The 24,706-nt window shown below is 41.5% G+C and carries 30 protein-coding genes; 20 read left to right on the top strand and 10 right to left on the bottom strand.

The genetic code is table 11. The features are described 5' to 3' along the window. Positions 1-40: 40 nt before the first annotated feature. Complete coding sequence (gene hemQ / locus NSQ76_RS18575; protein ID WP_024423793.1) at positions 41-811, bottom strand: hydrogen peroxide-dependent heme synthase; 771 nt, start codon at positions 809-811, stop codon at positions 41-43. Between the two features lie 241 nt (positions 812-1,052). On the opposite strand from hemQ, the gene pta reads away from it, so the two are divergent. The 16 genes from pta to NSQ76_RS18495 all read left to right on the top strand — a co-directional run bounded on the left by pta (position 1,053) and on the right by NSQ76_RS18495 (position 14,738). After that, positions 1,053-2,024 carry a phosphate acetyltransferase gene (gene pta / locus NSQ76_RS18570; protein ID WP_024423792.1) on the top strand — a complete coding sequence of 324 codons (972 nt, stop codon included), beginning with the start codon at positions 1,053-1,055 and terminating at the stop codon, positions 2,022-2,024. A gap of 138 nt (positions 2,025-2,162) precedes the next feature. Beyond that, positions 2,163-3,014 carry a MurR/RpiR family transcriptional regulator gene (locus NSQ76_RS18565; protein WP_024426392.1) on the top strand — a complete coding sequence of 284 codons (852 nt, stop codon included), beginning with the start codon at positions 2,163-2,165 and terminating at the stop codon, positions 3,012-3,014. 153 nt (positions 3,015-3,167) lie between these two features. Then, positions 3,168-3,839, top strand: coding sequence for an RraA family protein (locus NSQ76_RS18560; RefSeq protein WP_341055361.1), 672 nt, complete (start codon positions 3,168-3,170; stop codon positions 3,837-3,839). Between the two features lie 13 nt (positions 3,840-3,852). After that, positions 3,853-4,731 carry an NAD(P)-dependent oxidoreductase gene (locus NSQ76_RS18555; protein ID WP_341055359.1) on the top strand — a complete coding sequence of 293 codons (879 nt, stop codon included), beginning with the start codon at positions 3,853-3,855 and terminating at the stop codon, positions 4,729-4,731. Positions 4,732-4,774: 43 nt separating this feature from the next. Further along, positions 4,775-6,109: a TRAP transporter large permease subunit gene (locus NSQ76_RS18550; RefSeq protein ID WP_024426389.1), complete on the top strand. Its 1,335-nt coding sequence runs from the start codon at positions 4,775-4,777 to the stop codon at positions 6,107-6,109. A 13-nt stretch (positions 6,110-6,122) separates the two neighbouring features. After that, positions 6,123-6,392 (top strand): hypothetical protein, encoded by a 270-nt coding sequence (locus NSQ76_RS18545; protein ID WP_326133220.1) that lies wholly within the window; start codon positions 6,123-6,125, stop codon positions 6,390-6,392. Positions 6,393-6,567: 175 nt separating this feature from the next. Continuing rightward, positions 6,568-6,966 carry a YwqH-like family protein gene (locus NSQ76_RS18540; protein WP_024426388.1) on the top strand — a complete coding sequence of 133 codons (399 nt, stop codon included), beginning with the start codon at positions 6,568-6,570 and terminating at the stop codon, positions 6,964-6,966. Positions 6,967-6,970: 4 nt separating this feature from the next. Further along, on the top strand, positions 6,971-7,249 hold the full coding sequence (locus tag NSQ76_RS18535; RefSeq protein ID WP_025093845.1) for a YwqI/YxiC family protein: 279 nt from the start codon (positions 6,971-6,973) through the stop codon (positions 7,247-7,249). A gap of 11 nt (positions 7,250-7,260) precedes the next feature. Next, positions 7,261-8,928, top strand: coding sequence for a T7SS effector LXG polymorphic toxin (locus NSQ76_RS18530; protein WP_341055350.1), 1,668 nt, complete (start codon positions 7,261-7,263; stop codon positions 8,926-8,928). A gap of 15 nt (positions 8,929-8,943) precedes the next feature. Continuing rightward, the gene (locus tag NSQ76_RS18525; RefSeq protein WP_034621921.1) at positions 8,944-9,306 is read left to right on the top strand and encodes a hypothetical protein; all 363 of its coding nucleotides are present in this window, start codon (positions 8,944-8,946) and stop codon (positions 9,304-9,306) included. Positions 9,307-9,480: 174 nt separating this feature from the next. Further along, positions 9,481-9,753 (top strand): hypothetical protein, encoded by a 273-nt coding sequence (locus NSQ76_RS18520; protein WP_151039736.1) that lies wholly within the window; start codon positions 9,481-9,483, stop codon positions 9,751-9,753. Positions 9,754-10,086: 333 nt separating this feature from the next. Continuing rightward, the gene (locus NSQ76_RS18515; RefSeq protein ID WP_341055798.1) at positions 10,087-10,500 is read left to right on the top strand and encodes an SMI1/KNR4 family protein; all 414 of its coding nucleotides are present in this window, start codon (positions 10,087-10,089) and stop codon (positions 10,498-10,500) included. Between the two features lie 240 nt (positions 10,501-10,740). Continuing rightward, complete coding sequence (locus NSQ76_RS18510) at positions 10,741-11,586, top strand: lipoate--protein ligase family protein (protein ID WP_268479425.1); 846 nt, start codon at positions 10,741-10,743, stop codon at positions 11,584-11,586. A gap of 40 nt (positions 11,587-11,626) precedes the next feature. Further along, a complete protein-coding gene (locus NSQ76_RS18505; protein WP_341055345.1) occupies positions 11,627-12,112 on the top strand; it encodes a tetratricopeptide repeat protein in 486 nt (161 codons plus the stop codon). Between the two features lie 119 nt (positions 12,113-12,231). Next, a complete protein-coding gene (locus NSQ76_RS18500) occupies positions 12,232-14,508 on the top strand; it encodes a glycosyltransferase (RefSeq protein WP_268479427.1) in 2,277 nt (758 codons plus the stop codon). Further along, a complete protein-coding gene (locus NSQ76_RS18495; RefSeq protein WP_024423775.1) occupies positions 14,505-14,738 on the top strand; it encodes a DUF5970 family protein in 234 nt (77 codons plus the stop codon). The genes NSQ76_RS18500 and NSQ76_RS18495 overlap by 4 nt, the downstream gene beginning before the upstream one ends. Positions 14,739-14,772: 34 nt before the next feature. Here NSQ76_RS18495 and NSQ76_RS18490 read toward each other — a convergent pair whose 3' ends face one another. Next, positions 14,773-15,582 (bottom strand): RsfA family transcriptional regulator, encoded by an 810-nt coding sequence (locus NSQ76_RS18490; RefSeq protein WP_341055341.1) that lies wholly within the window; start codon positions 15,580-15,582, stop codon positions 14,773-14,775. A gap of 240 nt (positions 15,583-15,822) precedes the next feature. On the opposite strand from NSQ76_RS18490, the gene NSQ76_RS18485 reads away from it, so the two are divergent. The 3 genes from NSQ76_RS18485 (at position 15,823) to NSQ76_RS18475 (ending at position 18,047) form a co-directional block, all read left to right on the top strand. Beyond that, positions 15,823-16,044 carry a DUF1450 domain-containing protein gene (locus tag NSQ76_RS18485; RefSeq protein ID WP_003215259.1) on the top strand — a complete coding sequence of 74 codons (222 nt, stop codon included), beginning with the start codon at positions 15,823-15,825 and terminating at the stop codon, positions 16,042-16,044. A gap of 170 nt (positions 16,045-16,214) precedes the next feature. Beyond that, positions 16,215-17,516 (top strand): HD domain-containing protein, encoded by a 1,302-nt coding sequence (locus NSQ76_RS18480; RefSeq protein WP_007497716.1) that lies wholly within the window; start codon positions 16,215-16,217, stop codon positions 17,514-17,516. A gap of 30 nt (positions 17,517-17,546) precedes the next feature. Further along, positions 17,547-18,047, top strand: coding sequence for a YwgA family protein (locus NSQ76_RS18475; RefSeq protein WP_024426378.1), 501 nt, complete (start codon positions 17,547-17,549; stop codon positions 18,045-18,047). A 92-nt stretch (positions 18,048-18,139) separates the two neighbouring features. Here NSQ76_RS18475 and NSQ76_RS18470 read toward each other — a convergent pair whose 3' ends face one another. The 8 genes from NSQ76_RS18470 to ssuE are packed head-to-tail and all read right to left on the bottom strand — an operon-like array spanning position 18,140 to position 23,646. After that, positions 18,140-18,883 (bottom strand): amino acid ABC transporter ATP-binding protein, encoded by a 744-nt coding sequence (locus tag NSQ76_RS18470; protein WP_024426377.1) that lies wholly within the window; start codon positions 18,881-18,883, stop codon positions 18,140-18,142. After that, on the bottom strand, positions 18,880-19,590 hold the full coding sequence (locus NSQ76_RS18465; protein WP_341055336.1) for an ABC transporter permease subunit: 711 nt from the start codon (positions 19,588-19,590) through the stop codon (positions 18,880-18,882). Before NSQ76_RS18465 ends, NSQ76_RS18470 begins: the two co-directional genes overlap by 4 nt. Before the next feature lie 16 nt (positions 19,591-19,606). Next, positions 19,607-20,449, bottom strand: a complete 843-nt coding sequence (locus NSQ76_RS18460; protein WP_341055333.1) for a transporter substrate-binding domain-containing protein — start codon at positions 20,447-20,449, stop codon at positions 19,607-19,609. Positions 20,450-20,466: 17 nt separating this feature from the next. Then, entirely contained in the window at positions 20,467-21,228 is a 762-nt protein-coding gene (locus NSQ76_RS18455) for an amino acid ABC transporter permease (protein WP_024426374.1), read from the bottom strand. Positions 21,229-21,241: 13 nt separating this feature from the next. Further along, the gene (locus NSQ76_RS18450; RefSeq protein ID WP_025093856.1) at positions 21,242-21,805 is read right to left on the bottom strand and encodes a GNAT family N-acetyltransferase; all 564 of its coding nucleotides are present in this window, start codon (positions 21,803-21,805) and stop codon (positions 21,242-21,244) included. 26 nt (positions 21,806-21,831) lie between these two features. Then, positions 21,832-22,086, bottom strand: a complete 255-nt coding sequence (locus NSQ76_RS18445; RefSeq protein ID WP_025093857.1) for a glutaredoxin family protein — start codon at positions 22,084-22,086, stop codon at positions 21,832-21,834. Then, on the bottom strand, positions 22,086-23,111 hold the full coding sequence (locus NSQ76_RS18440; protein WP_135031417.1) for an LLM class flavin-dependent oxidoreductase: 1,026 nt from the start codon (positions 23,109-23,111) through the stop codon (positions 22,086-22,088). The genes NSQ76_RS18445 and NSQ76_RS18440 overlap by 1 nt, the downstream gene beginning before the upstream one ends. Further along, the gene (gene ssuE / locus NSQ76_RS18435; RefSeq protein ID WP_024426370.1) at positions 23,095-23,646 is read right to left on the bottom strand and encodes an NADPH-dependent FMN reductase; all 552 of its coding nucleotides are present in this window, start codon (positions 23,644-23,646) and stop codon (positions 23,095-23,097) included. The genes NSQ76_RS18440 and ssuE overlap by 17 nt, the downstream gene beginning before the upstream one ends. A gap of 149 nt (positions 23,647-23,795) precedes the next feature. Between ssuE and NSQ76_RS18430 the strand changes: the two genes are divergently transcribed. After that, positions 23,796-24,686: a LysR family transcriptional regulator gene (locus NSQ76_RS18430; RefSeq protein WP_025093859.1), complete on the top strand. Its 891-nt coding sequence runs from the start codon at positions 23,796-23,798 to the stop codon at positions 24,684-24,686. Positions 24,687-24,706: the final 20 nt, after the last annotated feature.

Raw genomic sequence — 24,706 nt, 5'->3', positions numbered from 1 at the left:
ATAAAAAAGCTTCGGAAAGATCCGAAGCTTTAAGATTTTATCATACATGGAAATAAGACGCCAGCTGCTCGTTTGCTAATCGGTTTCCAACAAAGAAGGAACCAAATTCGCCGTAGCGTGCACTGACTTCATCAAAGCGCATTTCATAAACCAATTTTTTAAATTGAAGCACATCATCAGAGAAAAGGGTAACGCCCCACTCATAATCATCAAAACCAACAGAACCTGTAATGATCTGTTTTACTTTTCCAGCATAGCTTCGGCCAATTAAACCGTGGCTTCTCATAAGAGATTTACGCTCATCCATAGAAAGCATGTACCAGTTGTCATTGCCAGAACGTCTTTTATCCATTGGATAGAAGCACACGTATTGAGAAGAAGGAAGCTCTGGATATAAGCGAGCACGTACATGCGGGTTCTCGTAAGGATCTCCGCCATCGCCGCCTCCTGCTAAGTAGTTGCTGAGCTCAACAACTGAAACATAAGAATAAGCTGGAATCGTAAACTCTGCTAGTCGTGTCTTGTTGAATTCGAGTTCAATTTCACCTAGTTCTTCCATTGTCGGACGTAAAATCATGAGCATAATATCTGCTTTTTGGCCGACAATACTATAGATTGTTTGGCTCCCAGCTTTATCTTGCTCAGCTGTTTTCCATTTTTCCAATAGACCTGTGAATTCATGAATGATGGCTTGGCGCTCATCACTTGTCAGCAGCTTCCAAGCTGTCCAGTCGATTGTTCTAAAATCATGCAGCGCATACCAGCCATCTAGTGTTTGAGCTGCTTCATTTGTTGTATGTTGTTCGCTCATTTCTTTCACTCCTATTAACAGTTTTCCATCTGTTCCAACTATAACATAGTTTGTCCAAATGGAGATGTGATCAAAACTTGAACGAGGAAAACAGCTTTTCTCAAAAATTGATTAAATTAGTTTGAAAAATAAGAATTTAATTTGTAAGCGCTATAATATAAGTTGGTAGTTTGAATTTAGGTAGAAGAAGAGTATGCTTAAAAGAGAACGCTTTTTTTGTAAAATCAAGGAGGGTATTGAAGTGGCAGATATTTTTTCAACAGTTCAGGAAAAGGTTGCAGGTAAAGGAGTAAAGATCGTTTTTCCTGAGGGAATGGACGAACGCATTCTAACAGCCGTTCAAAAACTAGCAGATGGCAAAGTATTGCAGCCAATTGTGGTAGGAAAAAAACAAGAAGTTGAAGCTAAAGCAAAAGAATTAGGTCTTACACTTGATGGTGTTGACGTGTATGATCCTCATACATATGAAGGTTTTGAAGAGCTTGTACAAGCTTTCGTTGAAAGACGTAAAGGCAAAGCAACAGAAGAGCAAGCAAGAAAAGCATTACTAGATGAAAACTATTTCGGTACAATGCTTGTGTATAAAGGTCTTGCAGACGGACTTGTGAGCGGTGCGGCACACTCAACTGCTGACACAGTGCGTCCAGCACTTCAAATCATTAAAACAAAAGAAGGCGTTAAGAAAACATCTGGCGTCTTCATCATGGCTCGCGGCGAAGAGCAATATGTGTTTGCTGATTGCGCAATCAACATTGCACCAGACAGCCAAGATCTAGCTGAAATTGCGATTGAAAGTGCAAACACAGCAAAAATGTTTGATATCGAACCACGTGTGGCAATGCTTAGCTTCTCTACAAAAGGCTCAGCAAAATCAGACGAAACAGAAAAAGTATCTGAAGCAGTTCGCATTGCAAAAGAAAAGGCACCTGAGCTTGTACTTGATGGAGAATTCCAATTCGATGCAGCTTTCGTTCCTTCAGTAGCAGCGAAAAAAGCGCCAGATTCCGTCATCAAAGGCGACGCCAGCGTATTTGTTTTCCCTAGCCTCGAAGCTGGAAACATTGGCTACAAAATTGCACAGCGCTTAGGTAACTTTGAAGCTGTAGGTCCTATCCTTCAAGGTTTAAACCAGCCAGTAAACGATCTATCAAGAGGCTGTAATGCCGAAGACGTTTACAACCTTGCGCTTATCACAGCAGCTCAAGCACTATAATGATCTCGACAAAGGCAGCCAGTACGATAGATTCGTGCTGGCTGTTTTTTTGATGACAAATGTGTACAATATAGGGGGAAAAGAAAAAATTTTGATCGTAGATAAAGCCGATAGAATTTAGAATGGGCAGGTGCTATAATGGACGATTTAATACATAAGCTTCAGCATAAGGTCGCGGGATTAACCGAGGCACAAAGGAGAATTGCAGATTATATCGTGCAAAATCCAATGGAGGTCGCGTTTTTAACAGTAGATAAATTGGCGTCAAAAGTAGGGACGAGTACAGCGACCATCATGAGATTCTCTGCTGCTGTAGGGTATTCCGGTTTCTCCGAGCTTCAAAAAGAGCTTCAATCAAATATGAAGCATAAAGCTGCCCCTCAAACGAGACTTGAAGCGAACCTCAAGCATTCAAATAAAAGTAAGCTTTTGCATAATCATGTCGAGCTGCAATTTCAAAATATCCAGTACGCTTTAGACAATATCACGGAAGAAACCTTTCAGCATATTGTTGAAAAAATAGCCAGCTCCCGCCAGGTTCTGTGTACAAGTGTCCGAAGTGGAAGACCTGTTGGAGAGTATCTGTCACAAGGAATCAATCGCCTACTGGGGAACTGTCAATATATTGATGCAGACAAAAGTGACTGGGTCGACGAACTCGTTCATTTTCAATCTGATGATTTCATTATAGCGGTCAGCTATCCTCGCTATGCAAAGCGTATAAAGGATTTGCTGGAGGCAGCGAAGTCATATGGGGTGGAAGTGCTTTTAATTACAGACAGCTACAGCTCTCCACTAACCAAGTATGCACAATATGTATTACCATGTTCCTCAGCAAGTGCGGGCTCTCATAACTCTGTCGTATCTGCTATCTTTATCGTAGATTACATTTTAAGTGCCTTAGCCATTAATGAGCCTGAAAGGACAAAACCTCGTTTAGATCAAATCAATCATATGTTAACGAAAATGAGTTATCACACAACACATTAGTCGTGTGGTGACTCATTTTTTTTATTTTAAAATTTTCTGAAAGCGCTTTACTAAATAAAAATGAGATGGTATGATCTTATCACAAAAGTAATATATATTACTTTATATAAAATTAAATGTAATGAATATAACTCAAAGGGGATGATGGAAACAATGGGTACTGTTCAATTCGTGTCAAATGATCTAATAGATCGGGCAAAAAAACTGAGCTCGACCTTGCTGGCAGATGTGATGGGAAGCACCGGCGCGATGGATCATCAAATCAAACCAGTTGCAAGAGGCATGAATATAGTAGGTACAGCTTTTACCGTCAGCTTACGGCCAGGGGATAATTTATTTCTTCATCAAGCGATCTATTCTGCGAAAGAAGGAGATGTACTGATTGTTGATGGAAAAGACCATAAGGGCCATGCATATTTAGGGGAATTGATGGCAGGTGTAGCAAAGGCTGCAGGAATAGAAGGAATCGTGATTGACGGGCTTGTTCGCGACAAACTCGCTTTAGAGGAACTGGCTTTTCCGATATACAGTAAGGGGTTTATGCCAAATGGACCTTTTAAAGATGGTCCTGGGGAATTGAATCAAATCATCTCTTGCGGCGGTGTCAAAGTAGCACCAGGTGACTTAGTCATTGCAGACGATGATGGAGTCGTCATCGTTCCAAAGGAGAAGGCGGAACATCTGCTGACACTAGCGGAAGAGAAACAAGCGTATGAAAATCAGAGATTAAAAACGATTCAACAGTATGTGGACGAAGGCAAGCAAGACATCAGTCTTTTAGCACCGGCATGGCTGGAAGGCAGAATGAAAAATTATCAGGGATAGGGGAGAATCGGTGATGAAGATAGGCTTTATTGGATATGGAGAAGCGGCATATGAGTTGTCAACAGGATTGAAAACAGAAGGATTAGATCAATTTTATGCGTATGATGTACTATTACAAAACGAGAAATTGGCTGGCGCGTTGAAGGAAAAAGCATCGCAGACAGGAGTTCAATTAACCAGCAGTATTAGCGAAGTCGTTGAGAAATCTGATATTGTGATTGCTGCTGTGCCAGCGAATAAAACCTTAGAAGTGGCCCAAACCGTATCGGGAAGTTTGAAAGAGAATCAAGTATATGTAGATGTATCGGCATCAACACCAGACATCAAAAAACAAGTGGCAAACGAAATTGAAAAGCAAAAAGCTCTATTCGTAGATGCTGCCATGCTAGGGCCTCTTCCAGTTAACAAACACAAGGTTCCGATCACGGCAAGCGGCAGTGGAACTGACCAATTCATGAAAGTAATGAATGCTTATGGCATGAATATTAAAAAAATCAGTGACCAGCCAGGAGATGCTTCGGCCTTGAAGCTGATCAGAAGCGTTTATATGAAGGGGATCGTTGGTCTCATGATTGAATTTTTGGAAATTTCAAAAAAGTATAATGTGGAACATCAAGTGATTTCTTCATTAAGCGATACAATGGATAGCAAAAGTTTTGAAGAGACCATGAACCGTCTTGTGACAGGGAGTGCATTGCATGCAAAAAGACGAGCGATCGAGCTTCTTGGCTCGATTGAAATGCTGGATGAAGCAGAGGTTGATGCCAGTATGTCTCGGGCAGCACAACAGAAGCTAGAGAGATTAGCAGACTTTCAATTCGCTGAACGGTTTAATGGGAAAAAGCCGGCCAGCTGGGAAGAAGTCATTGACGTGATGCAGCAGGGGCAATAAATTGTAAGCGTTTTATTTAACGAAGGGGAGGCGAAAAAACGATATGGGTTTTATTGCGTTGATTGTATTCATAGCTGTCATCATTATATGGAATGTCGTCGTGAAGCGGAATATGGGAGAAGCCATGCTATTAGGCTTTATTGCAACCACATTATTTGGCGGATTGGATGCATTAAGACTTTTCTGGGATGGATTAAAATTTGCATCCACATATGAGGTGCTCTATGCAGCTGTTGCATTTGTATTCATGGCCTATTTAATCGAAAAGCTGGAATTAATTCATGCACTCTTGCGAATCTTAAATTCGGTTGTAGGAAAACTCCCTGGTGGAGCGGCTTATATGAGTACGTTAGGTTCAGCGGTCTTAGGTGCTCTTTCAGGTTCAAATTCTGCAAACACAGCAGCCACTGGCTCTATCACAGCTTCTTGGATGATTAAATCAGGCTGGAGCCGAACCCATACAGCCACGATTTTAGCAGGGAATGGCGGACTTGGGGCGGCACTGCCTCCGAACTCTTCAATGTTTATCATGCTGGGGTTTGCACCAATTGCAGCCCTTGTATCTGAGGGAGATTTATATATTGCCCTGTTAATAGGAGGACTGTATCAAGTCGTATACCGATTTATTCTTGTGTATATTCTGGTGAAAAAGAATAAAATTCAGGCCATGCCGCCAGATGATATTCTTCCTTTTAGGGAAGCTGTGAAACAAGGGTGGAAGTCGATCTTTATTTTTTTCGGTGCCTTGATTCCTATCATTGTCACGATAGGTCCGCTGGCAAACTACTTGAAAAGTAATCCAAACATTGGACCAGAGGCAATGGATCAAATTTCTTTAATTACGTGGATTCCGATTCTCATGATGTTGATTAGTTTAACAATTGGGAGAAAAAAGGCGTCTGCACTAGATTGGTCTCAGTTTTTCAAGTCGGCTATACCTAAGTTTACAACGATCGGTGCCTTGATGCTGTTTGCTGTTGCGGCAAGTCAGGTGCTTGCTGAATTAGGATTGGCAGAAGATTTGACGCAAATCACATCAGTGCTTACCATTCCGAAATGGCTCATGGTGCTCATTGTGGGTATTCTTGTCACGCTGGTGGCTGGACCATTATCTTCTACAGCCACATTAACAGCTGTTGGACTTGTCTCATTTTCAGCTTTAGTCTCAGTCGGAGTGGATCCAGTTGTGGCTGTTGTCGCCATTCTTGCTTTTTCATCAACAGAAGGCGCTTCCCCGCCGGCATCAGGATCAATTTTCATTGCTTCTGGTCTTGCAGGAGCCAGACCGGAGAAAACGTTTATACCGCTGATTCTCTACTATATGCTGCCGATCGTAGGAATTGGCTGGCTCATCGGAATGGGAATACTTCCAGTATAGAAAGGAGAAACACATGAGAGCATTGATGGAATTTTTATTTAAAGTGCTGCTTGTCCTGTTCTTAACGTCAGGAGCCCTGTTGGTATTCGGTCAAATACTAGGGATTCTTTTGCAAAAGGGAGATATGATCATTGCAAGTACGAACCTATTTAAAAACCCAACATTGGTGTTAAGTGCCTTTTTCAGTCTTGTTGGTTTCTCTCTAAATTATATTCCTGAAAAGAAAGACACCACCTCATTTAGCGATCATCCATCTGCATCAGCAGGTGAATCGCTCAAATAAGCAATAAAAAGCTGGATTCAGTAAAAGAATCCAGCTTTTTTGCGCGCGAGAAATAGGTATTAAAACCCAATACGTACGATTCATTTTTTGGTAAATTCACTTTCAATCATATGCCTCTTGTGCTAGTAAATGGTAACATAACGGAGGACTATTTAAGGAATAGAGGTGTTTGACCATATCTGGAGCAATCATCGGATATAAAGCAGCCTTGTATTCATTAAAGGCAGATATATCTATCAAAAAAGAACAAATCATCGAACTCAATATGTGCCGAAAAGAAATCAAAGAGGCAAAATGGGCCCTGTCAGATGCCAGCAAAAAAATCACACATCCAGACCTGACATCACATACATGGTTTGGCCATTTGGCAGACACGTTTGATGACATTCGAGACGAAATGGCTTCCGCCAGTCAGGAAATAAAAGGTGTACAGCTAACCAATCTATTAAATCGAATCAATGAGAAAATCAGTGATTTAACATCGGATATCCATTCGTTAGAACATGAAATTCATTCGGTTGAAAGAAAAATAGAGAAAGAAAAGCAGAAACAACTGGAAGAAAAAAGAGGGTAGTCACATGACGAGAGAAATTAAAATAGATGCCAGTCAGGTCAAACAAGTATTACAGCATGCAAAGCAATCAGGCGCTCAAATGAATGCAGCCCTTCCAACCACCATCAAAGGGAGCAATCATCTCCTGACGGCAGACACATTAGAAAAGATCAATCAGCAGCTGAACGAATTAAGTACATCCTATATAGGCATTCTTCAGAAACAGCTTGTACAAACAGAACAAGCGGTGAACACCATGATTGAAACGGACAAGGCGCTTGCTTCCAGCAGTAAAAGAAAATAAAGGAGAACGCAATGAAAACCCTTGACGCCTTTGCGCTAATAAACGGAATAGATCAAACGCTGAATGCGTTAAAGCAGCAGTCACAGCAAATCAGCTCCCTAGAAAAACAAATCAATCACATCATCTCACTCGATGGCGCACTAAAGGGAGAGGCGGGACAAGCCATCCGCGCCTTTTATACAGAATGCCATATTCCCTTCCTGCAATTCTTTCAGGTCGTCATTGAGGAATATAGCGCCGCATTGAAAAACACAAAGCAGGCTCTTAGCGCGCTAGAATCAAATGAGCACGGCTATATATCACAAGCATTTATCGAACATGATCTTGATCAAGGCTTAAAAAAAGCTGAACGAACGATTTCTGAAATTGTATCAGAGGTAAACCATGCCATCGGCAGAGTTGGTCATATTGTTCATTTGCCAAATGTAGACGAATCATTGTTTCAGCAGAACTATCAAAAGGCATGGCTTGAGACATCAAGAAATATTGGTCTGCTTCATGCATTTGACAGGGAGCAGACAAGTGCTTTACATGAAACCAAAAGCTCCCTTCAAACAATGAAGCAATACATAGATACCTTAAGTACCATGTTCACCGGCCCAAAAATCGACATCACGAGCTATCAAAAGGGTTCTATTTTCAAAGATGGAAAAGAAGAAAAAGTAAGCAGCACCATCAGCGGATTGAAAGATAAAATAGACAACCCAAAAGACAATCCATTGATGATCATGCTGAAGAAACTGAAAGAGAAACAACAGGCGAATGTGGAGACGATTGTTCGGAATGACAACCATAAAAACATCAGTAAACAAGTCACAGCAAACGATCCATTGCTTACGACATTACAAAAGGAAGCTGTGAACGGGAAAAACAAGATTCATAGAGACATCAGAGTCATAAATGGTAGACTATACAACGTAAAAGACATTAAAAAGTTAAAAGAATTCGACATCGCAGATGAAGTCGTCACGGATCCGTCGGATATTGATTTTATTGGTGGAAGATACACCGTTTACGCCAATAAACAAATCATCCGAACGTATATCGCAAACGGCGAAATAAGAATAGAAGAAGTCGACAAAATTCCAGAAAGCCGCAGCCGTGGCAACGCTAAACGCATATTAGACGGTGAAGTCGTCTCAACCACTGAAAACATCATCTTAGAATACAGCGGCATCTACGACGGCTACCGAGCGGTTACTGGCAAAGACCCAGAAACCAGCCAAAATATCAGCAGCACAGACCAAGCTCTATCCGCCGCCTCTATCATCCCAATAACGAAAATAGTGAAGGTTGGGAAATATGTTTTTAGGTTGGATCAAGGGAAGAATGTGAAGAGGGTTGAGAAGACGGCTAAGGGTGCGGGTGACCTGATTAAATTCAAAGGTGATCAAGCTATTATTCATTATGAAAAGCATAGTAAAGAGATAATGGATGCAATGGGTAAAAATCAATACAATATCAAAAATTACCTTAAAGATGCAAATCACGTTATTCAGAAGGGGAAATATGTACCAGAACTGAATGGTTATGTGAGGCTTGTTGGTGGAAAGGGAAGTGCAAAATATGGTTTTGTTGGGCTTGATAGAAAAACAGGGAATATTACCACATTTCATATAAAATCGGTTAAAGAACTTTCTAAAAAAGCACCAAGTTTAGGGATAAAAACAAAGAAGTAAAAAAGGGTGATCGTATTGAAAATAAAAAAAATAAACTGGATTTCACAAGAAGCTTCAGAAGCTGAAGTGATTGTAACAGATGGTGAACTGGAAATAATGTGTTTTGCTCAACCATTAAATTACCTTGAAGAAAGTGAACTATTAGAGCCTATTTATTGTTTAGATGTGTCAGACCTAGTGAAAGCTGAATTGTCAGAGTATAGAATTGAAAAATTAGATGATAATTTTAGCTATAGTTTCTTAGGACAATTAATTGATAAGCATGATGAAAAAGTGAGAGTAGGCGGACTTTTATTAGAATTGGATAACAATTTACCAGGAGATATAAATGAAGGCGATTTTATAAGTTTTAATTGTCAACGACTTGATATTTATTAGTAAGAGATGATGTCTTTAAACCCTTGAAAGTCTATAAACTTTTAAGGGTTATTTGAAATATAATAATAGTTGAATCGATATACCTGCTTAAGAACGATAATGATCAGATACACTCAGGGATGGCTTGTTGAATTGATAAGAGAATAAAAATTGCAGATTCTTTAGGAGCGTTCAATGAACAAAAAACAACAACTAACGAAACAAATCCAAACCGTCATCAACATCCTAGAAAAAGAATATCCACAAGAAATCAATCAAGGTGTTCTCCAATTAATATACAAAAGATATAAAATTGCTGAAAGGATCATTCAGAACAATGAAGATCTCCAAAAGATTTTGATCATTGGCGGGGTGAGAGCTTATTTGGATAGTTATAATGACTATCTAAACCCCTTTCTAGATGAATTACATAAAGCAGAGAGTTTGCTTAAAGAAATGCTGTCATAGATAGGACGGTTGTCTGTAGTACTGGAATCAAGTCTTGTATCGGGCAGCAAAACAGAGAAAGGAATGCATATGGAACATAAACAAAACAAAAAAACATCCAACTGGCTATTAAGTATCAGTGTTCTGATTGTTATAGGAACAGCTTTGCTGAGAGGAGTTTCTTACTCAGATGCTGATTATCGCGGTTCCCTATTGATTGGCTAGTTCTGCACGGACATCATGCTTTTGAATTTCTATTGTGGGGTTTTATACTTGACGTGGTCATTTTCTATTTTCTTTTAAAAATGCTTCTTCGTTTGTATAAAAGGGTGATGAAAAAATCAGCAACTTAAAATAGAGGAGGCCTTAAAAATGATCAATTTACCCCAAATCCCACATCTGCACGTGAACAAACCAGCCAGTGACATACATATCAAAGAGGCAGAATCCCAGCTAAACATGGTGCTGCCCCGTGCTTATAAGGCTTTGCTGAAACAGACAAATGGATGTTCCATTGGCGGTGAGGTGCTTCTATACGGGACAGAGGACATGGTGGAACGCAATAAAACATGGGAGGTTCAGCAATATGCAAGCGGTTATGTGGCGATTGGCGACGATGGCGGCGGGCAAGTATTTCTCATGCGGCTGGCTGAAGAGGAGAAAAAAGTGTGGATCGTCGATGCTGGTGTGATGGACCCTCAGTATGCGGAATTGGTCGCTGAAGACTTGTTGAGCTGGGTAAATGAGGGCTGTTTCATAGAAGTTTAGTCTATTAAGGAGATGATCGATTTGCCGTGGAATACATTGATCGTTGCATGCCTCGTGGTTGGGGTTCCTGTCGTTTTAATTGCAATTGTTTATTTCATCTCGAAAAGCAAGAACAAGAAAACCAAATCATCCAACTGAAACGCTCTGTGACGCCAAATGTCATAGAGCTTTTTTGCATTCTCCCCCCATTCATCCCATGGTATAATAAACACAGTTTATGAACGAGAGGATATGCAGGAGATGAAAAATGAACCTATTGAGTTACTGACACAGCCGAAATGGCGAATCATCGATCAGTCGAGTCTCGGTCTCTATGTGGACCCGAAGCAATCCTTTGCGATGGATGATACGCTTTGCGCGTCGGTGGGGAAGGGCCTTTCACCAGCGACAGCCCGTTCTTGGGTGCATCACAATACGATTGTGCTTGGGATTCAGGATACAAGACTTCCATTTCTCCAAGATGGCGTAAAGCTGCTTGAGGAAGAGGGATATCGTGTGATTGTGCGCAACTCAGGCGGTCTTGCTGTGGTGCTGGATGAAGGTGTACTGAATGTGTCTTTAATCTTTGCGGAACAAAAGAAGGGCATTGATATTGACCGCGGATATGATGCGATGGTGGAATTGATCCGCCGGATGCTGTCTATGTATGATGTGGACATTGAAGCCTATGAAATAGTCGGCTCTTATTGTCCAGGCAGCTACGATTTAAGTATCAATGGAAAGAAATTTGCAGGCATTTCTCAGCGTAGATTACGCGGTGGGGTCGCTGTGCAAATTTATTTGTGTGCAGATGGAAGCGGGCGTGAACGTGCCAACTTGATCCGCCGTTTTTATGACGCCGCCTTAAAGGATAAACGGCAAGAAGTGAAGGCAGTATTTCCTGATATACAGCCGGATACGATGGCATCCTTATCAGAATTAATCGGTGAACCGATTGATTGTACACTTCTTATGCGTTTATTACTAGAGGAGCTTCAAAAGCTTAGTGATCAGCTGACAGCCTCGGGCCTGAATGCAGAAGAGCAGCTGGAATTTGAGAAAAATATGACGCGGATGATTGAGCGGAATGAAAAGGTGTTTTCGTAAATATCAGTCTTTTTATCTTGAAAAGAGTAGAGGTGAAGTGATGGAAACAAAGCTTGAAAAAGCCATTGAACTTCGAAAAAGTGGACATCTTCAAGAACCAAATGAATTGCTGTCTCATCTTGCAGAGGAGTATCCAGACGATGCCTCTATTCATTATCAATGTGCCTGGAGTTATGACCTGTTAGGAGAGGAAAGGCAAGCTGTCTTTTTTTATGAAAGGGCCATTGAGTTAGGATTGTCTTCAGAAGAACTAGAAGACGCTTTACTAGGGTTAGGAAGTACATACAGAACTTTAGGAGAATATGAAAAGTCAAAACAGATATTCCTAAAAGGGATGGAAACTTATCCGTACAACAAAGCCATTCAAACGTTCTATGCCATGACTTTGTATAATTTAAAGGAACATAGCAAAGCGATGGAAATATTACTGAACTGTTTAACTGAAACGACAAAAGATCCTGCTATTTTAAGTTATCGAAAAGCGATTGATTTTTATTCAAATCAGTTAGATACATTGTGGAAATAATATATTAATTTGGCTGCTTGAATAGATTTGGAGGGGCAATGTGATGAAAAAATCCCCTCCTTTGTTATGGAATTTTATATGTGATAGTCATTTATGGCGTAAGAAAGAAGGTAAATTTGTTGTCATTATTCACCACGTATTACCCGCTGTTGATGCTTTGTGTTTTGTCTGTGTTGTATGTGATGTATCGTATTCAGCCCTTGGCCTCTACTGTTAAAAAAATCATCATTGTGCTCTGTGTGTTAACAAATGCCGCATATATTTGCTGGCGTCTCTTCTTTACACTGCCGCATGAAGGTACATTTAATATGATAATGGGCATCTTGCTTGTTGCCTGTGAATGTATTGGATTTTTACAGCTGCTTGTGTTTTATACACTTGTTTGGAAGCCTTCAAATCGGAAACAAGTCACGATCAGTGATTTGGACAGGCTGCCAACAGTTGATATTTTCATAGCTACATATAATGAACCGATTGAAGTGCTGAAACGCACGGTTGCAGGCTGTTTGAATCTCTCTTATCCAAAAGACAGCGTCCATATTTATTTATGTGATGATGGCAAGAGGGAGTCTGTGGAGCAGCTTGCATCTGAGTTTGGCGTTCATTATCTGACAAGAACAGATAACAAGTTTGCTAAGGCGGGTAATTTAAACCATGCGATGTCTCAAACGAATGGGGAGCTGATTCTCACACTTGATGCTGATATGGTCCCCCTTCCTGCCTTTTTAGAAAAGACAGTGCCTTACTTTCATGATGGAGCGACTGCGTTTGTTCAAGTTCCACAGGCATTTTATAACGAAGACCCTTTCCAATATAATATGTTCTCGAAGGATCGAATTCCAAATGAACAGGACTTCTTCATGCAAACCCTCCAGGCTGGTAAGGATCGGTTCAATGCGGTGATGTATGTCGGGAGTAATACTGTATTTAGAAGAACGGCCTTAGAGGAAATAGGCGGATTTGCTACTGGAGTGATTACAGAAGACATGGCGACCGGAATGCTTCTCCAAGGGAAGTTCAAATCTGTGTCTGTCGGAGAAGTATTAGCCGTCGGTCTGGCACCTGAAAGCTGGCTTGATTTGTTAAAGCAGAGAGACCGGTGGTCGAGAGGGAACATTCAGTGCGCCCGTAAGTTTAATCCATTGAAGGTTCGCGGCTTAACGCTTATGCAGCGAGTTCTTTATTTAGATGGCATTGTGTATTGGTTTAACGGTTTGTTTAAAATGATTTACATTCTTACACCGATTTTGTTTTTATTGTTTGGTATTCAAAGTTTCTGGGCAGATTTCCAGTCCATTTTTATGTTTTGGCTGCCGGCGTTCTTTAGTTCGTATTTAGCGTTTAAACTGGTGTCGAATCAAAAAAGAAGTATGTTTTGGAGTCATATTTACGAAAGCTCTATGGCATTCCATCTGGCTGGTGTAGCTTTAAGTGAGCTGTTTTTGAAGAAGAGGGTTGAATTCCTTGTCACGCCGAAGGGAATTCAAACGGACAAGAGACATTTTCATTTGAAAACGATGATTCCTCATTTGATCTTCTTGCTGCTCTCATTGCTTGTCCTTGTGAAAATAGGATACGATATGAAGGTAAATGGGACGATGAATGCTGATCTCACGTTGATTAATATTTTTTGGGTGCTTTATAACGGTGCAGGTCTATTCATGGCACTGATTGTGGCGTTTGATCGTCCGCGTTATCGAAAATCAGAGCGGTTTGTCATAGAAAAAGAGGGGCAGCTCTGTTCTGATCGTCAAGATGAATCGATTGCTTGTTTTCTACTAGACATGAGTGATTCAGGTGCGCGTATATCCATTCCATTGGATCAAGCTTCTTCTTTAAATCAAGGGCAAATGCAATTGTTCTTTTCAGAGGATCAAAGTGTGGCGTGTGATGTGGTTTGGAGCCATCCAGAGGGAGACAAGCTGATGGTTGGTGTTGCTTTTACTGATACAGAAAAATCAGAGTACCTATCATTGATCCGTTTCTTATTCACACGAGAGCATGTATCGATAACGGATCGTGAGAAAAAATCCTATGCTGTTCGGACATTTCTCCGCTTTATAAGAGAAACGGAAAAAGTACCAAGGGCCTTGCGGCGCAAATGGGTGAGAAGACCGTTGCAAAGCGTGGCAGGCACGCTGTCCTATGAGGGCCGGTTAGAAGAGAAGGTGCCGGTGAACATACATGATATAAGTGTAACTGGGTGCAAAATCGAGTCTGAAGCTTCAATTGAATTACATGAGAAAGTGCTGATCACCATTGATACAGAATCTCTCACAGATCAGCCGGCGATTGCAGTCTGGACATCACAAAAACGCGGACGCACAATGGCCGGACTCAAGTTTGTTCAGCCTGAAATCAAGCAGATAGAAGAAAGAGAGGGAGTGGTTTCTTGAAATCCAAAAACGGCGGTTACCTCTATTTACTATGGCTTCCTGTCATCATGGGAGCCGGCTACGGCATTTCGCTTTTAGTGCCATTTCTTCAGCCTGTCCTGACACTTGGCATTGCAGGTCTTTATATTTTTGTGTTTGGTGATTTTCAAGTAAGGCAGGTCAGATATATTTTTATGTTCGTGTTTTTGATCAATGTCCTTTTTAGTGTGATGCTATTTTTGGGCATTTAAAAAAGTGCTTCCCGAGGGGGGGGAGCACTTTTTGTTATTCTGCCATTTTTTCGAGGTTGCCGTTCCGGTCCATTTTAAAGGTTGGTGCGGCACTATCGTCCTCTTCAAATAAAACTAGTTTTCTTGCACGGTTCATGATTTTGACGAGTGTTTCATAATCTTCTTGAATCGTGAGCTGATCCTTTTCAAGCTTCTTCACTTCAGCTTCTAGCTGCGAGACTTTATGAGAAAGCTCATTGTTTTCTCGTTTTAAGCGGCTGTTTTCCATACGTAAGGCAGTGGATTGCTGACCATCGCCTTCATAACGGCGTAAGAAATCAATGATATCGTCGATGGTTAATTCTTGATGCTGCCTAAATGGATTTGCTTCCGGCTTTTTCTCTGCGGTATTTGGGGCAGGAGCAGCCTGTGACAATAAATGTGATAAACTAGCTAACTCTTCATTGTAGCTTTGATCCACAAACTGAAGCTGTTCAGCCGTTTCAGCTGCTGGTGCAAATGTTTCTTCCTTTGCTGGCTCCAAATCCTGTGAGAATTCCTCTTGAGTCACCGTTTCTTCTACTTGCGGCTGATAAAGTAATCGTTTTTTCGCAGGCTGGCCATTGCCAAGTGCGCGCATCCGTTGTTTTCGCTGTTTTTTGGCAAGTGCCAACGCTTTTTCATATTGATGTCTGACGACAGCGTTCCATCTAAATCCGCATGCCGCTGAGGTGCGGTTCAGCTTGTCTCCAACTTCTTCAAACGCATTTAGCTGCGTGCTGCCCTCTCTGACGTGACGTAAGACGGTTTCTGCCAGGAGGAGATCATTTTCCTCTGACCAAGCATCTTGTCTTTGTTTTGACATGTTTAAACCCCCATAAGATTTGATGGTATTAGATTAGCCAAGTTCAAGAAGGTTTATACAAGTTTGCTAAAAGGATAGTGGAAAATACTAGCTTTTATGTAAGCGGATGATGGGGGCGGCAAAGCATCTTGCAAGTCCAGGCGCTTCGATGTACAATGTTGGGTGGTATATTATTCACGATTGGCTGTCCAACTGTTTCATATAGAATGAAGTATCATCATTGAAAGGAAGCGTAAGACCATGGCTAATGAGTTTCGCGTATGTGACGATTGTGATGCGACGAACCTAAAGACGTTATTGCCTCGACTCAAATCGGTTGACCCTGATGCAAAAATTGAGATCGGCTGTCAATCCTATTGTGGTCCAGGACGAAAAAAGGCTTTTGCGTTTGTGAACAATCGCCCATTATCCGCACCAACAGAAGATGAATTACTCGAAAAGGTTCAAAAAAAAGTCAAATAAATGTCACTGAATGTGTTCAGTCGACCTAAAAAGAGGTCCGTCCCTGTCAGGTCGGGCTTTTTACGTCCGTGCAATCTTTGAGAACACATTCACCAGCAAATTCAAGGATGTTTTCGGGAAAAGTTACCCGATATAATAGAAACACGTCTTAAAAAAAGAGGGACGAAACGATGGCGTATCCAAAAGGGAAATTATCTGAGGAAAAGGTATTTAAAGATCCTGTACACCGTTATGTTCACGTAAGGGATGCATTAATATGGGATTTAATAGGAACAAGAGAGTTTCAGCGCCTGAGACGAATTAAACAGCTAGGAACTACTTATTTGACGTTTCATGGTGCAGAACACAGCCGATTCAATCATTCACTCGGTGTATACGAGATTGTGAGACGAATTGTGGATGATGTGTTTAAAGGGCGGCCTGAATGGGATGAAGGGGAGCGCGAGCTTGTACTTAGTGCAGCCTTGCTTCATGACCTCGGACATGGTCCATTTTCTCATTCCTTTGAAAAGGTCTTCCACTTAGACCATGAATCGTTTACAAGAGATATTATTTTAGGGCAGACGGAAGTCAATGAAGTGCTCCGCCGGGTGAGTGATGATTTCCCGAAGCATGTGGCTGAAGTCATTGCCAAAACGTATCAAAACAAGCAGGTGGTCAGTTTGATCTCAAGTCAAATTGATGCCGACCGAATGGACTACTTGCAGCGTGATGCCTACTATACAGGCGTCAGCTACGGCCACTTTGATATGGAACGTATTTTACGTGTGATGCGCCCGAGAGAAGATCAGATTGTGATGAAGCAGAGCGGGATGCATGCGGTTGAGGATTATATTATGAGCCGCTATCAAATGTACTGGCAAGTCTATTTCCACCCAGTGACACGCAGTGCGGAAGTCATTTTAACGAAAATCCTTCACCGTGCAAAAGAGCTGCATGAAACGGGTTATATTTTCACACATGCCCCCGTTCACTTTTATTCAATCTTTGAGGGGAATGTCACCACAGAGGACTATATTAAGCTGGATGAATCCATTGTCTTATTTTATTTTCAGGCGTGGGAAGATGAAGAAGATCACGTGCTGGCTGATTTGTGCCGCCGTTTTATGAACCGCCGATTGTTCCAATATACAGAGTTTAATCCAAATGAAGAAATGACGAAATATTTCAAGCTGACCGCCTTGTTCAAGGAGGCCGGAATTGATCCTGACTATTATTTAGTGGTCGATTCTTCATCTGACTTGCCCTATGACTTCTACAGACCAGGGGAGGAAGAAGAGAGGCTGCCAATCCACCTTTTGACGCAAAGCGGTCATATTAAAGAACTGTCGAGACAGTCAGATATTGTTGACGCCATTTCCGGTAAACGAAGAACCGATCATAAACTTTATTTCCCGATGGACTTAATTGTAGATATGTCGGAAAAAGCTGAAGAAAAAAAGGCGATCATGAAGCTGCTTGGTTTGGGATAAGGAAGTACTGAAAAAGGAGATGTCGGGAATTTGTTGAAAGAGCATGCAAAGTTGATGAAGGTATTCTCTGAATCAGGGGAAATCGTTGGACGGAAGAAGCTGCAAAAGATGATTTACATAGCAAAAAAGCTAGATTTGCCTTTTTACGAGAAATACGATTTTCATTTTTATGGCCCCTATTCAGAGGAGTTGACGCTCAGAATTGAAGAGCTGTGCAACCTTGGATTCTTGGACGAAATGAAGGAAAAAAAGGGCGGATACTATCAATATCGCTATTCGCTGACGGACAATGGGAAAGAGTTTCTCGATCAGTGTGAAGTGGACATGCCTGACCTCAAAGCGCTGACGCAGCAGATGAACGAGCAATCATCCCGTTTCCTAGAGCTTGTCTCAACGATTTTATATTTTGATAACCTGCCAGAAGATGAGGTGAAGGAAAAGGTCTTCACCATTAAAAGCAAGCAGCGCTATACGGACGAAGAATTTGAGGCGGCCCTTGCTTATATTGATCAGTTGAAGGAATTGAACTAACGAAAAGAACCAGTGTGTGATGGCTCATGGCTAGAACAGACTGGTTTTTATTTTGCGCAGAAACAAGCCGACCGCATGGATCGACTTGTATTTTATGAATGGTGATAAGAGAATCTGGCTAAAAATTGTTTTGTACGTTCTTCTTTCGTCTGTTCAAAGACTTCTTCCGGCGTACCTGATTCGACGATGACCCCATCCTCCATGAAAATGACCCTGTCGGCAATATCATAGGCAAAGTTCATCTCGTGGGTGACGATGATCATAGTGACACCGGTTTGGGCTACCTGTTTAATGACATCAAGCGTTTCTCCTACAAGTTCGGGATCTAATGCTGAGGTCGGTTCGTCGAACAAAATGACTTCTGGATTCAAAGCCAGTGCCCGTGCAATGCCGACGCGCTGCTGCTGTCCGCCAGATAATTGATGCGGATAGGCATCCTTTTTCTCTAGTAGCCCGACCTTTGTGAGTAATTGGAGAGCTGTGTCATAGGCTTGATCTTTCGGTTGTTTACGGGCAATGACTAAACCTTCCATGATGTTTTCAAGTGCTGTTTTATGAAGAAATAGATCGTATTGCTGAAAGACCATGGCGGTTTTTCTGCGAAGTGCGAGAATGTCTTTAGGCCTTGCTTGATTGAACTTGACGGTCGTGTGATCAATGCTGATTTCTCCTTGATCCGCACGCTCAAGAAAATTCAAGCATCGCAGAAAGGTTGATTTCCCAGAACCGCTCGGACCTAAAATGACGACCACTTCGCCTCTTTCTACCGTTAAATCAATTCCTCTCAGAATCTGGTTTTTACCGAACGCTTTATGCACCTGTTTGATATCAATCATGCCAATCGTCTCCTTTTGTTTTTGAGTCCATATTTCTCGTATCCGGCTGTAATGGCTTCGATAGAGGCACACAGTGCCCAGTAAATCAGAGCAACGGCGATGTAGGCTTCAAGATAACGATAGTTCACATTGGCTTTGATTAAAGCGCCGTTTAAAATATCGACCACAGACACCATAGAGACGAGAGAAGAGGCTTTGATTAAACTGATCAGCATGTTGTTCAAAAGTGGAAGGGCGATGGGAAAGACTTGCGGTATAATGACCCTTCGTAAGATCTGTTTGCTGGTAAAACCAACGGATAGAGCAGCATCGAATTGCCCCTTTGGAATAGATGCAAGAGAGCTTCGAAATATTTCAGATAACCCGCTTACGGCATATAAAGTAAGGGCGAAAATGGCAATCCATCGTCTGTCCAAATCACTGAAACGAATCTGAAGAGAAAAAGATGCAGCCAAACGATCCAGCGAATCAGAAAAAAGAAGATAAGATACGAGCAGAATGAGGACAACAGGAATTGCTTTAAAAATAGCCACAAACCATTTGAACAATGGAGACAATATAGGCACCTGATAAAAACGGATAAGGGCAATACCAAATCCAAAGACTGAGCCAAATAATAGCGGGAGAAAGCCTAACAGCAGCGTCGTTGGCAAATAATGAAGTGCGGCTAAAAAGGCCTGCAGCATAAAGGCAACATCAAAATCCACTCAGATCGCTCCTTTCTTATGATGTAGTAAAGTCTCCGCCCAATATTTTCTTATACAATTCAGCGAGCTTGCCGTTGTCGATCAGTTTTTGTAATGCTTGATCAATGTCTTTTTGAAGTTTTGTATTGTTTTTTTGATATAAATAATATGTTTTAGATACGTTTACAGGTTTTCCAGAGGTGACTAGATTGGCATTGAATTGTTTGTTTAGTTTGTTGACGTCATACTTTGTGAGCAATGCTGCATCGACTGTGCCATTTTGAAGGTTTTTGACGAGAATTTCGTTCCCGCCATCTCCGTAGACAATGTCAATTTTCCGATCATGTTTTTTGTTATATTGCTCTAGAAGATAAGCGAAATTACTTCCTGTAGAGGTGTGCACTTTGTGTCCAGCCAAATCGTCTAAGCTTTGAAAATCATGACCGGATGCTTTATCAACAACCACATAGCTTGTATAATCTGTGTAGCCAACTTTTCCAAATAGATATTTCTTCTGGCGCTCATCATTGATTTCATATTGATGGGCAGCGAGATCTACTTTACCAGCATCTAAAGCGGGCAGAATATTTTTAAATTCGAAGGATTCATATTTAAACTTATATTGTGGAAGCAGCTGATCCACTTCGTCTAATACAGCCTTCTCATAGCCTGTTAGTTGACCGTTTTCATCTAAGTAAACGAAAGGCTGATAAGCGTTCCCTGTGCCAACGATGATTTCTTTCGCATCTGGATCATTATTCGCTGCTTCTGCTTTGACTTCATTCGATTGTTCTGTATTTCCGCAGGCAGCAAGCAGCAATGAGCCAAGTGTAAGCAGACCGATGATGTAATGTTTTTTGAATCGTTTGTTATTTTTCATGTGAAATCCTCCTCGTTTTACTTCGCACGCTTTTCGACAGTGAAGGCCGTTTCGGGTCTTTTTAAGGAAACGAATGTCGTCTGACGCTGTTTTCTCGTTTTCGGTGTATTGATCCGTTTTTCCAATAGATCAAACGCTTTTTCCAGCAGCATACTTAACATAATAAAAATGACGGCAGCAATAAAGTATCCTTCTAATACGCGATAGTATAAAGCCCCTAATGTTTGGACCTTTCCTATAATATCCATCACGCCTAGTGTAAAGGCGAGGGAGGTGTTTTGTAATAAGTTCACAATGGCCACGCCGATATTCGGGAGCGCAATTCTTCCTGCTTGAGGAATGAGTGTTCTTCTATAAATCTGCCATTTCGTCAGCCCAATTGAGGCAGCCGCTTCATATTGAGATGCTGGGACACTTGATAAGGCTGATCGGAATATTTCTGAAAAGTAGGCAGCTGTATTGAGTCCATATGTAATATAAAGAAAGATCAATTTGTTCCACATGGAGATATCAAGGCCAATTGCTGCGAGCACACCTGGCAGACCATAAAAGACAATAAACATTTGAACCAGGATAGGCGTTCCGCGAATAAATGAGACATAGACTGCACTGAGTTGATGCAGAACAGGAATGCGCTCAATTCGAAAATAAGCAAGGATGAATCCAAGAAAGCTGCCAATCAAAGTGGCAAATAAAACAATCAGCAAGGTCGTCGGAAGGGCTGATAATACTTTAGGAAAAAGTGTGACCACATACTCCCATTTGAAAAACTCACCCACGTTGAATCACCTCCTATGTAGAAGTCGTTTCGACTTTTTCTTCTGCGGGTGGTGCCCCTAGAATGGCTGGATCAAAGCGTTCAGGGATAAGCACTTTATACATCAAAACACCTAAATCTCCATTTTCAGCCTCGCGTTCAATATATTTTGTATATCCTTTTCGTTCGTACATCTCTAAAAGCCAAGGGTGTTTCCGGCCAGAAGTGCCTAGTGTATAAGCAGGCGCTTTATATGTCTGCCGGAGCAAGGTGTTTTCTACATAATCGAGCAGCCTATTTCCAATTCCTTGACCGGCTAAATCAGGAGCTGTCGCAAACCACCAGACAAATGGATAGCCTGAGACCGGCTCAGTGCTCTCCCAAGGAAAACGTATGGTGATGGTTGATATGAGCCGGCCATCTCGTTCTAATACAACGGCAGCGGACTGTGTGATGTTTTCTGTGACCATTTCAAGTGTGGCGTTCGTGGATGGCCAATCGATGCCCATTTCCCCAAGCGGTTTAAATGCACTGGACAGTAATTCTAAAAAAGCTGGCGCATCTTCTTCGGTAGCGATGCGAAAAATATCTCGACTCATGACAAACCTCCATTCAAAATGTAATGTCAGATTAATGCTTTTTTTAAAGTCTCGATATCTGGATTCAGCAATGCTTGATACACGTGGGGATCATGACTGATCTCAACTACAGGTACATAGCGGACACCGTATTTTGCTTCTAAAATGTTTCTGTAATCATCATGTTCTGTGACATCAATCGTTGAAAAAGGGATCTGCTGATCGTTGAAGTAGGATTGAATGTCCTTGCAATAACTGCATCCATTTTTGCTCCATAATATGATTTTTTGATTGTTTGACATTAGACGTTCACCTCTTGATTGATTGGTTTTTGGTTTGTTTGTTCTTGATCAAGTGCTTCTTTTAATAAAGTGATAGACGTGATCCTTTCATCAATATTTACGATCGGCGACAGCACAATGAATTCATTGATATCGTATGACTCGGCCAGCTCAGTCAGCCTGTGATGAACGGTTTCTTTTGTGCCAGCGGTATAGCCGGTTTTTTGCACGTGAATGTTGTACTGTTCCTTCTCCGTTTCTTTCACCAGTTTTTCTGCATCCTCTAACGATGTGACATTCAGCTTTCTTCCATCAGAAAAGGAGACCTTTACTGTTTCCTTTTGTTTGATATGTGAGAGTGCTTGTTCGGGATCATCGGCTACAGAAACGGTGATAGCAAGAAGGAATTGCTGGCGGGAGCCCGCTTTCTGATATGTTTGGAAGGCCTCTCTTGCTTCTTTTAATAAGGCTTCATCTCCATTAATAAAAAAGGCAAAGACAAAGGAGATACCAAGTTTTGCTGCAAATTCAGCGCTCTCTATACTTCCCCCTAAAAGGAACATGTCAGGTGATAAACGAGGGATGGGCTGAGCATTCAATTCATTTGTGTGTTCCGTCAGATAAGTTTTGAGATCCACTAATTTTTGAGAAAAATCCTTCCGTGACGCCTGATAATCTTCCTGAAGAGCTTGTGTCGATAGGTTCAGTCCTCCAGGTGCTTTCCCAACACCTAAATCGACTCTTCCAGGCGCTAATGATGCGAGGACGTGAAATGTTTCAGCCACTTTAAACGGGCTGTAATGCTGAAGCATGACACCGCCAGACCCAATTCGTATGTTGTTTGTTTTTGCTAAGAGATAGCCGGCAAGAGCTTCAGGGGAAGAACCTGCTACTTGAGGGTTATTGTGATGTTCAGACACCCAAAACCTGTGATAGCCAAGCTGATCCGCTGCTTCAGCCAATCTGACAGTATGCTGAATGCCCGTCTCTGCGTTCTCGTTTTCACCGACAAGGCTTTGATCAAGAATACTAAGGGTGAACGACATTGGCTGTTCCTCCTATCAGACTTTGATATTGAGATAATGCGAGGTTTAACCTGTTTGTGGCATCTGAATCAAGTAAGTAATCACCTGACTCCTGCTTTGTGACCTGTTGATCCACAACATACACGCCAGATTGCACAACTGTTGCACCAAGTTGATGAATAATCGGTTTAAGAGCATATTCAATGACGAGCAGGTGGCCGTAGGTTCCTCCTAAAACAAACGGAAGGACGGGTTTTCCTTGTAACGCTTTCTGTGGAAGTAAATCTAAAAACGTTTTTAAAATACCGGAAAATGACGCTTTGTAGACAGGAGTTAACACAATGACACCGTCACTCTCATTCACAAGTTCAATGGCCTTGACAACCTCTTCGTTTGAAAAGTCCGCACGTATTAGTGCGCTGCTAGGCAGCTGGTGAACTTGAATGATATGTACATCGATTCCATTGATCGTTAAATGCTGCTGAACATGATGCAAAACACCGGTTAATCGAGATTGGACGGAATGTCCGCCTGCTATAATCGTTACTTTCGTCAATTCGTCTCCTCCATTTCACATAATTCCTTCTAAACAACTTGGAATAGTTGATAATATAAATTATAATAAGGCAAACCAATTGAAAAGTATAATTAGTAATCATAAATACACGATTCAGTTATTTAAAATATAGAGAAAAGAGGGGTTTTATGGAGATTCGTGCGATCCGCACCTTTGCCACCATTGTGAAATATGGGAATTTTTTAAAAGCAGCAGAAGCACTGAATTATTCTCAGCCAACCATTACCTTGCACATCAAGCATTTAGAAGAGGAAATTGGAGAGAAGCTTCTAGAGAGAGGGAAGACCTTAAAGTTAACAGCTTCAGGACAGCTTTTTTATGAAAGAGCCAATTCTTTACTCAATGAATATGAGAAACTGACGAAAACGCTTCAAGATTTAGAAGTGGGCATTGCGGGATTCATTCGCATCGGTGTTTCTGAGCCTACTGCCAGTTTAGAATTCCCGGCGCTCCTTGCAGAATTCAAGGAAAGGTTTCCGAATGTAGAATTTTCGGTACAAGTAGCAGATGCGAATACCCTGAGTTCCTTGCTTTCGCATGATGAGATTGATTTTGCGATTTGCGGTGCACCAGAAGCTTCGATGGAAAATAGCTATAAGCCGCTTTTTCAAGATGATATTGTCCTGCTGGTTCCATCCTCCCATCGATTGGCGGAAAAAGATGTCGTAGAGGTAACTGATTTAGAAAATGAGACTATACTATTCACACCTCACAATTGCCCCATCCGTATCCAAATTGAACAACAAATCGTTGATGTCATTGGGACAAATTACAAGAAATTAGAGATTACTAGCAGCATGTCCCATAAACACTATGTTCAGGCGGGCTTAGGAGTATCTCTGTTTACACGAACGGCTCATTCTTTTACACTCCCGGGTACGAAGGTATTAGAAATAAAGGGCATTCAAGTTTCCCCGCCAGTAGGTCTATTGAGGAAAACAAATGATACGCCTGGAAGAGCTGTGCTCCAGTTTATTGATCTCATTGAAAGTCGATTGCACCAGCACCAACCGTCATAAAAAGAGGGGTTAGCCTTTAT

It is taken from the genome of Bacillus sp. FSL M8-0256, from assembly GCF_038005765.1.
Lineage (GTDB): Bacteria > Bacillota > Bacilli > Bacillales > Bacillaceae > Bacillus > Bacillus safensis.
The sequence above is the reverse complement of the archived record's forward strand: the minus strand, read 5'-3'. Positions and strand labels throughout refer to the sequence as shown.